This window comes from Streptomyces sp. NPDC046985 (assembly GCF_040644415.1).
Classification (GTDB): Bacteria; Actinomycetota; Actinomycetes; order Streptomycetales; family Streptomycetaceae; genus Streptomyces.
In genome coordinates this window covers 102,373-118,592 of record NZ_JBEYWK010000019.1, presented here as the reverse complement: position 1 = coordinate 118,592, position 16,220 = coordinate 102,373, and the positions used below count along the sequence as shown (strand labels likewise).

At 74.6% G+C, this 16,220-nt stretch carries 14 protein-coding genes; 10 read left to right on the top strand and 4 right to left on the bottom strand.

Translation table 11 applies throughout. The features are described from left to right. The first annotated feature begins 107 nt into the window (after positions 1-107). Complete coding sequence (locus ABZ861_RS24010) at positions 108-794, top strand: response regulator transcription factor (protein ID WP_361633468.1); 687 nt, start codon at positions 108-110, stop codon at positions 792-794. 9 nt (positions 795-803) lie between these two features. Next, on the top strand, positions 804-2,222 hold the full coding sequence (locus ABZ861_RS24005; RefSeq protein ID WP_361633465.1) for a HAMP domain-containing sensor histidine kinase: 1,419 nt from the start codon (positions 804-806) through the stop codon (positions 2,220-2,222). A 64-nt stretch (positions 2,223-2,286) separates the two neighbouring features. Here the strand turns inward: ABZ861_RS24005 and ABZ861_RS24000 are convergent, their stop codons facing one another. Continuing rightward, positions 2,287-3,285 carry a TAXI family TRAP transporter solute-binding subunit gene (locus ABZ861_RS24000; protein WP_361633462.1) on the bottom strand — a complete coding sequence of 333 codons (999 nt, stop codon included), beginning with the start codon at positions 3,283-3,285 and terminating at the stop codon, positions 2,287-2,289. A gap of 202 nt (positions 3,286-3,487) precedes the next feature. On the opposite strand from ABZ861_RS24000, the gene ABZ861_RS23995 reads away from it, so the two are divergent. Next, the gene (locus ABZ861_RS23995; RefSeq protein ID WP_361633459.1) at positions 3,488-3,952 is read left to right on the top strand and encodes a MazG nucleotide pyrophosphohydrolase domain-containing protein; all 465 of its coding nucleotides are present in this window, start codon (positions 3,488-3,490) and stop codon (positions 3,950-3,952) included. Positions 3,953-4,153: 201 nt separating this feature from the next. On the opposite strand, the gene ABZ861_RS23990 is transcribed toward ABZ861_RS23995, so the two are convergent. Continuing rightward, a complete protein-coding gene (locus ABZ861_RS23990; protein WP_361633456.1) occupies positions 4,154-5,377 on the bottom strand; it encodes a glycosyltransferase 87 family protein in 1,224 nt (407 codons plus the stop codon). Positions 5,378-5,695: 318 nt separating this feature from the next. Here ABZ861_RS23990 and miaB point away from each other — a divergent pair, with 318 nt between their 5' ends. Then, complete coding sequence (miaB, locus tag ABZ861_RS23985; RefSeq protein ID WP_361633453.1) at positions 5,696-7,210, top strand: tRNA (N6-isopentenyl adenosine(37)-C2)-methylthiotransferase MiaB; 1,515 nt, start codon at positions 5,696-5,698, stop codon at positions 7,208-7,210. Positions 7,211-7,390: 180 nt separating this feature from the next. After that, positions 7,391-8,119: a class III extradiol dioxygenase subunit B-like domain-containing protein gene (locus ABZ861_RS23980; RefSeq protein WP_361633450.1), complete on the top strand. Its 729-nt coding sequence runs from the start codon at positions 7,391-7,393 to the stop codon at positions 8,117-8,119. Positions 8,120-8,339: 220 nt separating this feature from the next. Here the strand turns inward: ABZ861_RS23980 and ABZ861_RS23975 are convergent, their stop codons facing one another. Together ABZ861_RS23975 and ABZ861_RS23970 are read right to left on the bottom strand one after the other, a co-directional pair. Continuing rightward, positions 8,340-8,795 carry an antitoxin gene (locus ABZ861_RS23975; RefSeq protein WP_361633447.1) on the bottom strand — a complete coding sequence of 152 codons (456 nt, stop codon included), beginning with the start codon at positions 8,793-8,795 and terminating at the stop codon, positions 8,340-8,342. 22 nt (positions 8,796-8,817) lie between these two features. Next, positions 8,818-9,123 carry a hypothetical protein gene (locus tag ABZ861_RS23970; protein WP_361633444.1) on the bottom strand — a complete coding sequence of 102 codons (306 nt, stop codon included), beginning with the start codon at positions 9,121-9,123 and terminating at the stop codon, positions 8,818-8,820. Between the two features lie 183 nt (positions 9,124-9,306). On the opposite strand from ABZ861_RS23970, the gene miaA reads away from it, so the two are divergent. From miaA to ABZ861_RS23945, 5 genes are all read left to right on the top strand, one after another. Beyond that, positions 9,307-10,245, top strand: coding sequence for a tRNA (adenosine(37)-N6)-dimethylallyltransferase MiaA (miaA, locus tag ABZ861_RS23965; protein ID WP_361633441.1), 939 nt, complete (start codon positions 9,307-9,309; stop codon positions 10,243-10,245). Positions 10,246-10,351: 106 nt separating this feature from the next. Beyond that, positions 10,352-10,858, top strand: coding sequence for a hypothetical protein (locus ABZ861_RS23960; protein ID WP_361633562.1), 507 nt, complete (start codon positions 10,352-10,354; stop codon positions 10,856-10,858). A 137-nt stretch (positions 10,859-10,995) separates the two neighbouring features. Beyond that, a complete protein-coding gene (dapF, locus tag ABZ861_RS23955) occupies positions 10,996-11,865 on the top strand; it encodes a diaminopimelate epimerase (RefSeq protein ID WP_361633438.1) in 870 nt (289 codons plus the stop codon). A 299-nt stretch (positions 11,866-12,164) separates the two neighbouring features. After that, positions 12,165-14,477 (top strand): HD domain-containing protein, encoded by a 2,313-nt coding sequence (locus tag ABZ861_RS23950; RefSeq protein WP_361633436.1) that lies wholly within the window; start codon positions 12,165-12,167, stop codon positions 14,475-14,477. Between the two features lie 161 nt (positions 14,478-14,638). Then, positions 14,639-16,135, top strand: coding sequence for a M1 family metallopeptidase (locus tag ABZ861_RS23945; RefSeq protein ID WP_361633433.1), 1,497 nt, complete (start codon positions 14,639-14,641; stop codon positions 16,133-16,135). The last annotated feature ends 85 nt before the right edge of the window (positions 16,136-16,220 follow it).

Below are 16,220 nucleotides of genomic sequence, written 5' to 3'. Positions count from 1 at the left end.
CTTGACGCCGTGCCGTCCATGGGCGTGACTGCCTGAGTGCGTGTGCGGGGTTCCCGCGCATGCCGCCTGATCTGACGAAACGACGGACGAAGCCGGAGGGGGCCGGGATGAGACTGCTCCTCGTCGAGGACGACGACCACGTCGCCGCCGCTCTGTCCGCGGTCCTGGCGCGACACGGTTTCGACGTCACCCACGCCCGCAACGGCAAAGAGGCGGTCCAGGCGCTCGTGCCGGAGAGCGAGGGATTCGGTGTGGTCCTGCTCGACCTCGGCCTGCCCGACCAGGACGGCTACGAGGTCTGCGGCCGCATCCGCAAGCGCACCAGCACCCCGGTGATCATGGTCACCGCCCGCGCCGACGTCCGCTCGCGCATCCACGGCCTCAACCTCGGCGCCGACGACTACGTGGTGAAGCCCTACGACACCGGGGAACTGCTCGCCCGGATCCACGCGGTCAGCCGCCGCACCGCCCACGAGGAGACCGGCGGCGCCGGCGAGGACGCGCTGCGCCTCGGCGCCGTGCGCATCGAACTGCCCACCCGGCAGGTCAGCGTGGACGGAACGGTGATCCAGCTCACCCGCAAGGAGTTCGACCTGCTGGCCCTGCTCGCCCAGCGCCCCGGCGTGGTCTTCCGCCGGGAGCAGATCATCAGCGAGGTGTGGCGCACCAGTTGGGAGGGGACCGGCCGGACCCTGGAGGTGCACGTCGCCTCCCTGCGCTCCAAGCTGCGCATGCCGGCCCTGATCGAGACCGTGCGCGGCGTCGGCTACCGGCTCGTCGCCCCGGCCGCGTAGCGGGCCCGGGTGCGCACCCGCCTGCTGCCGCTGCTCATCGTCCTGATGGCGGCGGTGCTGTTCGCCCTCGGCGTCCCGCTGGCCGTCAGCCTGGCCGCGGGCGAGCAGCAGAAGGCGGTCGTCGACCGGATCGACGACACGGCGCGCTTCGCCGCCCTGGCCCAGTTCGTCACCGACCGCCCCACCGGCTCGCGCCAGACCGTCCCGGACGAGCGGCTGGAGACCCTCAGCCGCGAACTGGCCAGCTACGAGGAGGTCTACGGCATCCGGGCCGGCGTCTTCTACCGCTCCGGCGCCCCCATGGCCTACGCCCCGGACGACTGGTCGCTGCCCGCTGCGGGCGAGGTCCGCGCGGCCTTCGACGAGGCCCTGCTCAGCCGTCGCAGCCACGACCCGGAGCAGATCTGGCCCTGGCAGCGGCGCCGGCTCGTCGTCGCCTCGCCGGTCATCCGGGACGGCGACGTCGTCGCGGTCGTCGTCACCGACTCGCCCACCGGACCGCTGCGTTCGCGCACCCTGCACGGCTGGCTGCTGCTGGGCGGCGGCGAGACCGCCGCGATGCTCGTCGCCGTCGGCGCCGCGCTGCGGCTGACCGGCTGGGTGCTGCGGCCGGTGCGGATCCTCGACGCCACCACCCACGACATCGCCACCGGACGCCTGAAGTCCCGGGTCGCGGCGGCCGGCGGACCTCCCGAACTGCAACGCCTGGCAGCGTCGTTCAACGAGATGGCGGACAACGTGGAGGATGTGCTGGAGCAGCAGCGGGCCTTCGTCGCCGACGCCTCCCACCAGTTGCGCAACCCGCTCGCGGCACTGCTGCTGCGCATCGAGCTGCTGGCGCTCGAACTCCCCGCGGGCAACGAGGAGATCGCCTCCGTGCGCACCGAGGGACGGCGCCTCGCGCAGGTCCTGGACGACCTGCTGGACCTGGCGCTGGCCGAGCACGCCGAGGCCGATCTGCGACTCATCGACATCGGGGAGCTGACCGCTGAGCGGGTCGCCGCGTGGTCGCCGGCCGCGGAGGCCAAGGGGGTGCGGCTGGCGGGGGAGTGCCCGGCCACCACCGCCTGGGCCGACCCGGTGGCGCTGTCCTCCGCGCTGGACGCGGTGATCGACAACGCGGTCAAGTTCACGCCGGACGGCGAGCGCGTCGACGTGACGGTCTCCGGGAGCGGCGACATCTCGACGATCGTGGTCGCCGACCGCGGACCCGGGCTCACCGACGAGGAACTGGCCCGCGTCGGCGACCGGTTCTGGCGCAGCGGCCGCCACCAGAACGTCAAGGGCTCCGGTCTCGGCCTGTCCATCTCCCAGGCGCTGCTCGCGGCGGGCGGCGGCTCGATCGCCTGCGCCCACCACCGCCCGTCCGAGCCACGGGGGTTGAAGGTGACGGTGGCGGTCCCGCGCACGGACCCACGACGGTCGTAGGGCGCCGGGCGTACGCCCCTACGGCCCCACGAACCGGCAGCGGCCTACGGCTGGACCGGCAGTGCTACGGCTTCACGGACCGGTAGTAGCGCCGCGCGCCCTCGTGCAGGACCAGCGGGTCGGTGTAGATCGCGGTGCGCAGGTCGACGAGTTGGGCGGAGTGCACGTGGGCGCCGATGCCGTCCCGGCTGTCGATGACGGTGCGGGTCACCCACTCGGTGAGCGTCGGGTCCACGTCCTCGCGGGTCATCAGCACGTTGGACACGGCGATCGTGGGCACGGTGGAGCCGTGCTGGACGGACGGGTACGCCCACTCCGGCATGTTGGTGGCGCGGTAGTAGCGGGTGGCACCGCCCTCTTGATGCAGCCGGGCCACCAAGTCGCCCTCGATCGGCACGAATCTGTAGGCGAACCTCGACGCGAGCTGCTTCAGACCGTCCGTGGGCAGCCCGCCGGACCAGAAGAACGCGTCGATCGCGCCCCGGCGCAGCCCGTCCGGGCCGGTGGCGATGCCGTCGTCCAGGGGCCTGACGTCCCGGTGCGGGTCGATCCCGGCGGCGTTGAGCACCCGCTCGGCTATCAGCCGCACACCCGACTTCGGCGGCCCGATCGCCACCCGTTTGCCGCGCAGGTCCGCGACCGACTCGATCCGCGAGTCGCGCGGGACGACGAGCTGCACGTAGTCGTCGTAGAGGCGGGCCACCCCGCGGAGCCGGTCGGCGCCCGCGCCGCGGGCCAGCTCGTAGGTCTCCACCGCGTCCGCGGCGGCGATGGTGAAGTCGGCCCCGCCGGTCGCCACCCGCGCGACGTTCTCCTGCGAACCGTCGCTGGTCAGCAGCCGCACGTCCAGGTCGGGCATGTCCTTGGCGAACGCGGTGCGCAACCGCTTGCCGTACTCCTGGTAGACGCCGCGCGGGGTGCCGGTGCTGAAGGCGATCGTCCCGTGCGGCGGCTGCTCGCCGAGCGGCAGCAGCCACCACAGGAGCAGTCCGACGACCACGGCGCCGACGGCCGCGCCCTGCACGGCGCGTCGCCGGCGCGGCGGGGGGATCACCAGGGGCATGGGCGCGATCCTGCCAGCCGGGCGCCACGCTGACCAGGGCCTGCGCGGCGAAGGGCCTGACCAGGGCCTGCGCGGCGAAGGGCCTGACCAGGGCCCGCGCGGCGAAGGGCCTGACCAGGGCCCGCGCGGCGAAGGGCCTGACCAGGGCCCGCGCGGCGAAACGGCGGTCAGGACGGTCCCCGGCGGTCGCTACAGTCGGCGTATGCGTGCCTCTTCCGCCTCCGCCGCCGCTCCCTCACCCGCCTCTTCCGGGTCGCCCGCCTCTTCCGGCTCGCCCGCCGATCTGGTCCGCGAATTCCACCGCACGTTCGGGCTGGACGCCCGCAGCGCGCCGGCCCGGGTGGCGCCCGAGCTGGCCGCGCACCGCGGCGAACTGCTCGCGGAGGAGGCGGCGGAGGTCGCCGAGGTCGCCGTCGAAGGCCCGCTCGACCGGCTCGCGCACGAACTGGCGGACGTGGTGTACGTGGCGTACGGCACCGCCCTGGTGCACGGCATCGACCTCGACGAGGTGATCGCCGAGATCCACCGCTCCAACATGACCAAGATCGGCCCCGGCGGACGGATCTCACGACGCGCGGACGGCAAGGTCCTCAAGGGCGATCACTACGAGGCGCCCGACGTACGGGCGGTTCTGCGGGGGCAGGGCTGGGATCCGGCGGAGGACTGACCGGGCCGGGCGGACACGCGCCGGACCCGACCCCCACCCCCGACCCAAGGCGACAGGCTCACGCCGCTGGCCCGCTGGCCCGCTCACGTCGCTGACTGGCTGACTGGCTCATGCCGCTGGCCCGCTGGCCCGCTGGCCCGCTCACGTCGCTGACTGGCTGGCCCGCTGACCGGCTCGGCGCAGCGCGCCGGTCCGCCACCCTCACGGCACCGGGCTCGGCAGCGTCGGCGCGGGGGCGGCCGTCCGCTCGCGCGGCGCCGTCCGCGCGCACCGCACGGCGAGCACCAGCGCGAGACCGACCAGCGTGACCGCGTCCTTGAACGCCCGTCGCGTCGACGCGTCCAGATACGGGAAGGCGAACTCGGGCACCTGCGGCACGAGCGCCGCCCAGAACCAGGGCGAACGCGCCGCCGAGCCCGCCTCCAGCGCCCCGGCGACCAGCAGCGGCACCACCACGACCAGGTAGTGCTGGTAGGACGGCCGGGCCACCAGGTACGAGGCCAGCATGAGCAGCGCGGCCGTTTCGGCCAGCCGCGCCGGACCGGCGCCGCCGCGCCGCCAGCGCCGGGCGGCGCACCCCACGCAGGCCGCCGCCGCGACCAGGCCCACCGCCTCGGCCAGGACCGCCGGGACGCCGAGGCGCGGCAGCACGGCGGGCAGGGAGCAGTCGAACGGGCGCATCAGCGCGTCGCCGCCGCGCAGCAGGAACGGCAGCGTGCGGGTGAAGAACCCGCCGGGATCGGGCATGATCAGCGCCGCGCCCGCCGACAGCGCCAGCGGCAGCGCCGCCATCAAGGCCAGGGCGCGCCACTGCCGGGCCAGGAGCAGCAGCAGGGCGACCGGCAGCAACAGGGGTTTGACCGCCACGGACACCCCCAGGACCAGCCCGGCCGCACTCCACCGCCCGCGGTCGGCCAGCAGCAGCGCCAGCGGCAGCGCGAGCACGCTGACGGCCGTCCAGTTCCCGAGGCTCACCAGGTGGCCCATCGGCGACCAGCACAGCAGCAGGCCGAGCAGCCCCAGCACCGCGAACCGGCTCCGCGCCGGCACCCCGAAGAGCCGCACGGCACAGTGCCATCCGGCCGCGATCAGGCCCACGCACACCACCGGCGCGGCCAGCCGCAGCACCACGGCCGGCAGCACCGCCTGCCCTCCGGCGAACAGCACGGCGCTCGGCAGATAGAGGAAGCGCCGGTCGTCGTACGGGGCGCCGCCGTGCAGCCAGACCTGCCCGGCGTGGACGACGAAGGCGTTGTCCATGCCTCCCTGCGCGCTCACCACCGCCACCTGCGCGGCGCGGGCGGCCAGGACGAGGCCGAGGAGGGCGCGGGCGGCCAGAGGGGCCGGGCGCAGGAGCCAGGCGCGCAGCGCGGCGGCCGGGGACACCGCAGGCGCGCTCGTCCGGGGGGCGTCATGAAGCTGCATCGCACACACCTGTCCGGGAGGGCCGCCGTGCGCATGGCGCGGCCGCACGACTTCCGCATGGGCGCAGGCAGGAGCGCCTGCGGGGACGCGGCCCTCATTGTGAGTCGGCGGTCCGGACGACGGAGCGAGCGACGCCTCGTGTCGCATTCGCACGAAGGTTCGACACAGGCAATGGGCGCGGCGGCGCGATGGTCAGCCGCTCTCCGAACTCCGGGGAATCACAGCACCAGGCCCGGGACGCACGTCCGCTGGAGGGCGGACCTCGCGGTGCGCCTCCGGGGGCGGAGGCTGTCCGAGGGACCGCCTACCCTAAAGAGCATGAGCAGCATCGACCGGAGCCAGCCCGTGGACGTCAAGCGAACCTATGAGGTGCGCACCTACGGGTGCCAGATGAACGTCCACGACTCGGAGCGGCTGTCCGGCCTGCTGGAGGACGCGGGATACGTGCGGGCCCCCGAGGGAGCGGACGGCGACGCGGACGTCGTCGTCTTCAACACCTGCGCCGTCCGGGAGAACGCCGACAACCGGCTCTACGGCAACCTCGGCCGCCTCGCGCCGAGGAAGGCGAGCCGGCCCGGGATGCAGATCGCGGTCGGCGGCTGCCTGGCGCAGAAGGACCGCGACACCATCGTGAAGCGGGCGCCCTGGGTGGACGTCGTCTTCGGCACGCACAACATCGGCAAGCTGCCCGTGCTGCTGGAGCGCGCCCGGGTGCAGGAGGAGGCGCAGGTCGAGATCGCCGAGTCGCTGGAGGCGTTCCCCTCGACGCTGCCGACCCGGCGCGAGAGCGCGTACGCCGCCTGGGTCTCCATCTCCGTCGGCTGCAACAACACCTGCACCTTCTGCATCGTCCCGGCGCTGCGCGGCAAGGAGAAGGACCGCCGCCCCGGCGACATCCTCGCGGAGGTCGAGGCGCTGGTCGGCGAGGGCGCCTCGGAGATCACGCTGCTCGGCCAGAACGTCAACGCCTACGGCTCCGACATCGGCGACCGCGAGGCGTTCAGCAAGCTGCTGCGCGCGTGCGGCGCGATCGACGGCCTGGAGCGGGTCCGCTTCACCTCGCCGCACCCGCGCGACTTCACCGACGACGTGATCGCCGCCATGGCGGAGACGCCGAACGTGATGCCGCAGCTCCACATGCCGCTCCAGTCCGGCTCCGACCCGGTCCTGAAGGCGATGCGCCGCTCCTACCGCCAGGACCGCTACCTCGGGATCATCGAGAAGGTGCGCGCCGCCATCCCGGACGCCGCGATCACCACCGACGTCATCGTGGGCTTCCCCGGCGAGACCGAGGAGGACTTCGAGCAGACTCTGCACGTGGTGCGCGAGGCCCGGTTCGCCCAGGCGTTCACCTTCCAGTACTCCAAGCGCCCCGGAACCCCGGCCGCCGAGATGGACGGCCAGGTGCCCAAGGAGGTCGTCCAGGCGCGCTACGAGCGGCTGGTCGCCCTCCAGGAGGAGATCTCCTGGGCGGAGAACAAGAAGCAGGTCGGCCACACTTTGGAGCTGATGGTCGCCGAGGGCGAGGGCCGCAAGGACGGCGCCACCCACCGCCTGTCCGGGCGCGCCCCCGACAACCGCCTGGTCCACTTCACCAAGCCCGACCAGGACGTCCGCCCCGGTGACGTCGTCACGGTCGAGATCACCTACGCCGCACCGCACCACCTGCTCGCCGAGGGCGCGGTGCGCGACGTGCGCCGCACGCGCGCGGGCGACGCCTGGGAGAAGCGCCACGCGGCCGAGGCGGCCAAGCCCGCGGGCGTCATGCTGGGCCTGCCCGCGATCGGCGTCCCGGCCCCGCTGCCGGCCGCGGCGGGCTGCGGCTGCGACTGACCGGCGACCGACCGCCGGTGACTGACCTGGCCGCCTGTGACGTGACCTGGCCGTCTGTGACTGACCTGACCTGGCCTGACCGGCTGCGGCTGACCTGACCGGCTGCGACTGACCGCCTCCCGGCGGGCGGCCGCGACCGCCCCGCGCGGGAGTCCGGCGGCCGGGGCTACGCTGCGGATCATGCTTGTCGCCGCCGCCGTATGCCCCTGCCCGCCCCTTCTCGTGCCCGCGGTCGCCGAGGGGGCCGCGTCCGAGCTGGACGCCGCGCGCGCCGCCTGCGCCGACGCGCTGGGCGTGCTCGCCGCCGCCCGGCCCGACCGGCTGGCGGTCGTGGGACCGGAGGCCGCTGGTACGGCTGGGGCGTCTGGGTGCCGGCCGTACCCGGAGGGCGCCCAGGGCTCCTTCCGCGGGTTCGGCGTGAACGTCGAGGTCCGCCTCGGCCGGGACACGGGCGGGACGGCCGGGTGGGAGCTGCCGTCCTCGCTCGCGGTCGCCGCGTGGCTGCTGGAGCGCTGCGGCTGGTCCGGCGCCCCGGTCACGGGTCTGGGCGTGGCCGAGTCGCTGGCGCCCGAGCGCTGCCTGGCCGCCGGACGGGAGATCGCCGCGCAGGCCGACCGCGTGGCGCTGCTCGTGATGGGCGACGCGAGCGCCTGCCGGTCCGTCAAGGCGCCGGGGTACCTCGACGAACGGGCCGAGCCCTTCGACGCGGAGGCCGCCCGTGCCCTCGGCGCGGCGGAGGCCGGGGCGCTCGCCGCCCTGGACGCCGAGCTGGCGACCGAGCTGAAGGCGTCCGGCCGTGCCCCCTGGCAGATCCTCGCGGGCGCCGCGGAGGGCGCCGGACTGTCCGGCGCCCTGCTGTACGACGAGGCGCCCTACGGCGTGGGCTATCTCGTGGCCGCCTGGTCGTAACGGCCGCCTGCTCGTAGCACCGCCCGCCCGCTCCCGGAACGCCCCGTCAAGCGGGATGCCCGGCCGGGAGGTCAGATTCTCCCGGCCGGACGTTGAGTGGCCGCCCGAAGCACCGCCGTCAGGGCGCCCGGACCGGCGGGCCGCCCACCTGGGCCGTCAGGGTCGGCGGGGTCAGGTGGGGCATTTGGGCTGGCGGGGCCGCCCGAGCCGCCCGGACGGTTCAGGAGACAGGTGGAGGGGGCGGCTGCGGGGTCGTACGGCCCGGATCGTCGCCCCGCTCCGCGCTCGTGCCAGCGTCGCTGCCGGTGCTCGTCCCGGTGTCCCGGCCGACACCGGCGCCTTGATCCGCGCTGGCGCCTCGACCGGTGCCAGCGCCCTGACCCGTGCCAGCGCCCTGACCCGCGCCGGTACCGCCACCGCTTCCGGTGTCCCGCTCCGCGCCCGGGGGCGTCCCCGGGACCTTGTCGCCTCGGTGGGCGAGACGGTCCACCGCCTCCTTCGCCTTGCCCGTGCCCGACTGGATCGTGCCGCTGTACTTGCCCTTGGTCCTCTCGTCGAGCATCTTCGCGGCCTTGTCGAGGCCGTGCCCGACCGAGTCGCCGTGCCGCTGGGCGAGGTCGGACACCTTGTCCAGGGCCGGTCCGAGCCTGGCCCTCGCGTTGTCCAGCAGACCCATGGTTCACCTTCCCTGTCGGGCGTCAGGTGCGCGCGCCGTCGCCCGCTTCCCGCCCGGCGCCCTCCTCGGCGGACTGCTGACGGGGGATCTCCACTGCGCCCTCGGCGGAAGCGGAGCTTCCGGCAGCATCCGGGTCCGAGGACCCCTCCTCGCTCACGCCTCCGGCGCCGCCCTCGGTTGCCCCCGGGACGGCCGCCGCATGCTCCGCGTCCAGGGCGGCCGTCCCGGACGCGGCCTCCGTCGCGCCGCCCCGCTGCTCGGCGGCCGTCGCCTGTTCCGCCGTCTCCGACGCCTTCGACCTCCGGAAAAGTCGTGCAAATACGCCCATATCCACTCCATACGTTACTCGTGCGGGCGAGACCCCGCGTGACCCGGCCCGCGCGTGCGCCGTGTGTCGGCTGCCGCCTGCCGGAATCCGCCTACGGGAACCTCGCAACGGGCAACGACCCCGGCCGCGCGCTGTCACGTAACTCGTTCGAGTCACCCGCGGAAGGTTTGCGAAACTGGGGCGGTGAGCAGCGCAGCCCCCGCACCCCGTGTCATCGCCGTCGTCGGTCCCACCGCGGCCGGAAAGTCCGATCTCGGCGTCTTCCTGGCCCAGCGCCTCGGCGGCGAGGTCGTCAACGCCGACTCCATGCAGCTCTACCAGGGGATGGACATCGGCACCGCCAAGTTGACGCCCGAGGAGCGAGGGGGCGTGCCCCACCATCTTCTGGACGTGTGGGAGGTGACGGTCACGGCGTCCGTCGCCGAGTACCAACGGCTCGCGCGGGAGCGGATCGACGCCCTGCTCGCCGCGGGCCGCTGGCCGGTCCTGGTCGGCGGCTCCGGCCTCTACGTCCGCGGGGCCGTGGACAACCTGGAGTTCCCCGGCACCGATCCCGACGTGCGGGCCCGGCTGGAGGAGGAGCTGACCCTGCGCGGCGCCGGGGCGCTGCACGCCCGGCTGGCCGCCGCCGATCCCCAGGCCGCGCGGGCGATCCTGCCGGGCAACGGGCGCCGCATCGTCCGGGCGCTGGAAGTGATCGAGATCACCGGCCGCCCCTTCACGGCCAACCTCCCCGGACACGACTCCGTCTACGACACCGTGCAGATCGGCGTCGACGTGGCGCGGCCCGAGCTGGACGAGCGCATCGCCCGCCGGGTCGACCGGATGTGGGAGGCGGGGCTGGTGGAGGAGGTGCACGCGCTGGAGGCGCGGGGGCTGCGCGAGGGGCGTACGGCCTCCCGGGCGCTCGGCTACCAGCAGGTGCTCTCGGCGCTCGCCGGGGAGTGCACGCTCCAGGAGGCGCGCGCGGAGACGGTGCGCGCCACCAAACGCTTCGCGCGCCGCCAGGACTCCTGGTTCCGGCGCGATCCGCGCGTGCACTGGCTGAGCGGGGCCGCGGCGGACGTCGGGGAACTTCCGGGTCTCGCGCTCGCGTTGGTCGAACGACCGGTTACAGCCTGATCACGTGATGGCATCGGGACGCCCAGCCCGTCATCCGCGCCCGCGGGACCGTGCCATCATCGAGCTTCGATCGACCGAGCAGTCCTAGTTGGGAGGGCGCGTGGCGATGGAGGCCGGCCCTCGCGACACCGCGCACGGCACGCACGACGCCGAGCGCGTCGCCTTGCGGCACTCCGACCCGGAGCCGGACGAGGGCTCGTTGAGCCCCGACGGTCCCGACGACCTCGCGGCCGGCGTGACCGAGGACGGTCCCGGCCCCGAGGACATGTTCGCCGGGCCCGCGGTCGAGGTCGAGCTGCGCCCGCAGTGGCGGCTGCGCGTCTGGCAGCTCGCCCCCATCGTGGGGCTGGCCGTCGTCGGCTCGCTGATGTTCGCCTTCCCGCTGGCCTTCGACGGCGACAGCGGGGCGATGATCGCCATGCTGGGGCTGCTGATCTGCTCCTGCGCGGCCGGCTGGGGCATGATGGCCGCGCGCCGGGTGGGCTACGCCTGGCCCGGACTGCCCCCGCTCGACGGCGGCCGCCGCCCCGACTGGCGGGTGGCCGGCGCGTACGCGCTGCTCGTCGCGGTGGTCGTGGTCCTCGCGGTCTGGCGGGTCGCCCGGCTGCGCTGAGCGGCGCCTCCCTCGGATCGTGCCGGGCCCGTGCCTCCCTCGCTTCCGCCGGGGTCGCCGTCCGGTCCCGCCGGGGTCGCCGTCCGCCCGGTGAGCGCGGCCGTCCGGCGCCCGTTCCCAGCCCGTACGATCAGGGCATGAGCACCCGTATCGCCTTCCTCAAGGGTCACGGCACGGAGAACGACTTCGTGATCGTCCCCGACCCGGAGAACGCCGTCGAGCTGTCCCCGGCCGCCGTCGCCGCCCTGTGCGACCGCCGTGCGGGCGTCGGCGGCGACGGCGTGCTGCACGTGGTGCGGTCGGCCGCGCACCCGGAGGCCCGGCCGATGGCGGCCGAGGCCGAGTGGTTCATGGACTACCGCAACGGCGACGGCTCGGTCGCCGAGATGTGCGGCAACGGCGTACGGGTCTTCGCGCGCTACCTCCAGCACGCCGGGCACGTGACGGAAGGCGACCTGGTGATCGCCACCCGCGCGGGCCTGAAAGCCGTGCACCTCGCCAAGGACGGCGACGTCACCGTCGGCATGGGCGCGGCGCGGCTGCCCGAGGGGGACGTCACGGTGAGCGTCGGCGAGCGGAGCTGGCCCGCGCGCCACGTGAACATGGGCAATCCTCACGCGGTCGCCTTCGTCGGCGATCTCGCCGAGGCCGGCGCCCTGTCCTGCGCGCCGCCGGTCAGCCCGGCCGCCGCGTACCCGGACGGCGTGAACGTCGAGTTCGTCGTCGACCGCGGACCGCGCCACGTGGCGATGCGCGTGCACGAGCGCGGCTCCGGCGAGACCCGCTCGTGCGGCACGGGCGCCTGCGCCGTCGCGGTGGCGGCGGCCCGCCGGGACGGGGCCGACCCGGCCGTCACCGGCCTCCCGGCGACCTACACCGTGGACCTGCCGGGCGGCGCCCTCGTGATCACCGAGAAGCCGGACGGGGAGATCGAGATGACCGGCCCCGCGGTGATCGTCGCCGAGGGCGTCCTCGACGCCCAGTGGCTGGAGAACGCCGTCGGCTGACCGCCCGCCGGACGGACGCCGCCGGGCGGCGACCGGGGTGGGACGACCGTTTCCACGGCCCCGCGCCGGATGCGGCAACGAAGCGAAGGCGGATGCTCCGACAGGTGGCCGAAAGATGTAAACCTCTTTCTCGTCGCTCGAATGGGTGATCCGTTTCACGCTCTCCGAGAGAGGGGCGGTCGAGTGTGCTGGGGTCGGTAGCATCAAGCACCGGCCTGGACGGGGGATCCGCAGCCGACCCCTGAGCCGTGTAGGCCCTGGGGCGCCCCGTCCGCCGGTCGACGCGGCCGGAGGTGCACATGAGTGCGGATGCCACGAATCCCGCGGCCCCGGGACCGGTGGCGCCGGAGGCGCCCCGCAGAAGGGCCCGCCCGCGGATCGACCTGCGACGCCTGGGCCGGGCCGCGCTGCTCGGCCCGGCCGCCCGGGACCGCCTGCCGGACGCCATCGGCCACGTCGCCGAGGCGCACCGCGCCCACTTCCCCGACGCCGACCTCGAACCCCTGCGCCGCGCCTACGTCCTGGCCGAGTCCTCCCACCGCGGCCAGATGCGCAAGAGCGGCGAGCCCTACATCACGCACCCGCTCGCGGTGACCCTGATCCTCGCCGAACTCGGCGCGGAGACCACGACGCTGACGGCGTCTTTGCTGCACGACACCGTCGAGGACACCGAGGTGACGCTGGACCTGGTCGGAGACCAGTTCGGCGCGGAGGTCCGCTACCTGGTCGACGGCGTCACCAAGCTGGAGAAGGTCGACTACGGCGCCGCGGCCGAGCCCGAGACGTTTCGCAAGATGCTCGTCGCCACCGGCAGCGACGTCCGCGTGATGTCGATCAAACTCGCGGACCGGCTGCACAACATGCGCACCCTCGGCGTCATGCGCCCGGAGAAGCAGGCGCGCATCGCCAAGGTGACCCGGGACGTGCTCATCCCGCTCGCCGAACGCCTGGGCGTGCAGGCCCTCAAGACCGAACTGGAGGACCTGGTCTTCCAGATCCTGCACCCCGAGGAGTACGCGCACACGCGCCGGCTGATCGCTGAGAACGCCGCCCGGCCCGGCGACCCGCTCGCGGAGGTGGCCGAACAGGTGCGCGGGGTGCTGCGCGAGGCGGACATCGCCGCCGAAGTACTGGTCAGACCACGGCACTTCGTCTCCGTGCACCGCGTCGCCCGCAAGCGCGGACGGCTGCGCGGCTGCGACTTCGGGCGGCTGCTGGTCCTGGTGAACGAGGACGCCGACTGCTACGGGGTGCTGGGCGAACTGCACACCTGCATGACCCCGGTCGTCTCGGAGTTCAAGGACTTCATCGCCGTCCCCAAGTTCAACCTCTACCAGTCGCTGCACACGGCCGTCGCCCGTGCCGACGGACAGGTCGCGGAAGTCCTCATCCGCACCCACCAGATGCACCAGGCCGCCGAAGCGGGCGTCGTCGCGCTCGGCAACCCCTACGCGCCGCCCGCCCAGTTCGACGATCAGTCCGCGGGCGACGGCGAGCGCGTCGACCCCACCCGCCCCGGCTGGCTCTCCCGCCTCCTCGACTGGCAGCGAGCGGCGCCCGACCCCGACACCTTCTGGTCCACCCTGCGCGAAGACCTCGCCCAGGACCGGGAGATCACCGTCGTCCGCCCCGACGGCGCCACCCTGGGCCTGCCCGAGGGCGCGACCTGCGTGGACGCGGCCTACGCCCAGTACGGCGAGGACGCGCACGCGTGCATCGGCGCCCGCGTCAACGGCCGGCTGGCCACGCTCAGCACCGTGCTGCGCGACGGCGACGCCGTCCAGTTGCTCATGGGCCAGGACCCCGCCTCCGAGCCGTCCCGGGAATGGCTCGACCACGCCCACACCCCGGCCGCCCGCATCGCCATCCAGCGGTGGCTGGCGGCGCACCCGGCGCCCCCCCCGGACACGGCGACGGACGCCGAGCGCGCGGCCCCGCAGGACCTTCCCGCCTCCGGCGCGGACGCCACGCCCGCCCCCGTCCTCGCCCCCGGCGCCCCGGGCCCGGCGGCGGAGGACGGCACGGCGACGCAGGGCGCCGCCGAGCCGGTCACGGCCGCCCGGAGCGACGACAGCGCCGCGGCGGGCGCCGACCGGACCGGCACGGCGGGCGCCGACCGGACCGCCGCGGCGGCCCCCGACCAGGCCGGTCCCGCGAGCGCCGTCGTCGTCGACCGCCCGCACGCGCTCGTGCGGCTGGCGGGCTGCTGCACGCCCGTGCCGCCGGACCCGATGACCGCGTTCGACGTGCGCGGGGGCGTGGTGACCGTGCACCGCCTCGAGTGCCCCGCGGTCGACCGGATGAAGGAGGCGGGACGCGCGGAGGTCGCCGTGCGCTGGGGCGGGGCCAGCGCGTGCCGTGTCACGCTGCTCGCCGAATCGTTCGGCCGGCCCCATCTGCTGGCAGACCTGACCGAGGCCATCGCCCAGGAGGGCGTCCAGATCGTCTCGGCGACCATCGCCCCGCCCGCCCAGCAGCGCGTCCACCACACCTACACCCTGCACCTGCCCGACGCCGCCCGGCTGCCCGCCCTGATGCGGGCGATGCGCGACGTCCCCGGGGTCTACGACGTGAGCCGCACCCAGCCGCCTCCCCAGCAGCCCGACGTCTGAGCGTCCGCGGACCACCGGGCGCGGCGAGCACCCGAAGGCGACCGGGCGTCCAGGCGTCCGGCTGCCGGGCGACCGGATGCACGCCCCGCGAGGCCGCCGTTCGGGTGGGACCGGCGCGCGTCGCCGCCAGGGCGCCGCCGTGCGCTGATAGCCGTGGACGCATGCCGCGCACCCCCCGTCACCGCCTCGCCCGCCGTCTGCGCGCGACCGCCGTCGCGTCCGCCGTCACCGGCTGCCTGATCGCCGCGAGCGCCCCGCCCGCCCCGCTCGGCCTCGGCGACCGGCTCTACCCGTACCTGGGCAACCCGGGATACGACGTCTCGTCGTACGACCTGTCCTTCGCCTACCCCGGGGACAACAGCAAGCCGCTCCAGGCCGTCACCGTGATCGACGCCCGGGTGACCAAGACGCTGGACCGGGTGAACCTCGACTTCGCGCACGGCACGGTCGGCTCCGTGCAGGTCGACGGCCTGCCCGCCGCGTTCACCGCCGCGGGGGAGGACCTGGTGGTCACGCCGTCGGTCCCGCTGCCCGCGGGGAGCCGGATGCGGATCACGGTGCGCCACACCAGCGACCCGGCGCCCGCGCCGGGCCGCGACGGCGGCTGGGTGCGCACCGCCGACGGCCTCGCCCTGGCCAACCAGGCCGACGCCGCCCACCTGGTGTTCCCGTGCAACGACCACCCCTCCGACAAGGCGATGTTCACCTTCCGGATCAACGCCCCCAAGGGCTACACGGCCGTCGCCAACGGCCTGCCCGCCGCGCCCGTGCGCTCCGGCGGGTCGGTCACCTGGACGTACCGCACCCGGCACCCGATGGCCACCGAGCTGGCCCAGGTCTCCATCGGCCGCTCCGCCGTGCTGCACCGCACCGGCCCGCACGGCCTGCCCGTCCGCGACGTCGTCCCCGCCGGCGACCGCGCGGCGCTCGCCCCGTGGCTCGCCAAGACCCCGGGCCAGATCGCCTGGATGGAGAGCAAGGTCGGGCCGTACCCCTTCGAGACGTACGGCGTCCTCATGGCCTCCGCCGCCACGGGGTTCGAACTGGAGACGCAGACCCTCTCCCTGTTCGAGAAGGACCTGTTCACCGACCCGGAGTGGCCCCGGTGGTACGTGGAGTCGGTCATGGTGCACGAGCTGTCCCACCAGTGGTTCGGCGACAGCGTCAGCCCGCGCACCTGGTCCGACGTGTGGCTCAACGAGGGACACGCCACCTGGTACGAGGCGCTGTACGCCGACGAGAAGGAGCACCAGCCCCTGGAGACCCGGATGAGGGCCGCCTACGTCGACTCCGACCGCTGGCGCGCGGTCGGCGGCCCGCCGGCGCTGCCCAAGCCGCCCGTGGCCGGCCAGAAGATCGGCATCTTCCGCCCCAACGTCTACGACGGCGCCGCCCTCGTCCTGTACGCGCTGCGCCAGAAGATCGGCAAGGCCGCGTTCGAGCGCCTGGAGCGCGCCTGGGTACGGGACCACCGGGACTCCACCGCGACCACGGCCGACTTCGAGACGCTGGCCTCGACCGTCGCCGGACGCGACCTGGGCGGCTTCTTCAAGGGCTGGCTCTACGGCGCGAAGACCCCGCCGATGCCGGGCCACCCGGACTGGAAGTCCGTGCCGCCGAAGAAGACCGCCCAGCGGTCGCACGAGACGCCGATGTGAAGCGGTGTGAGGGGCGGCGACGGGGCGGGCCGCGCGGTGGCAAGCGGAATAACGCGGTGACGCCGTGAGCCGCGCCGTGGGACCA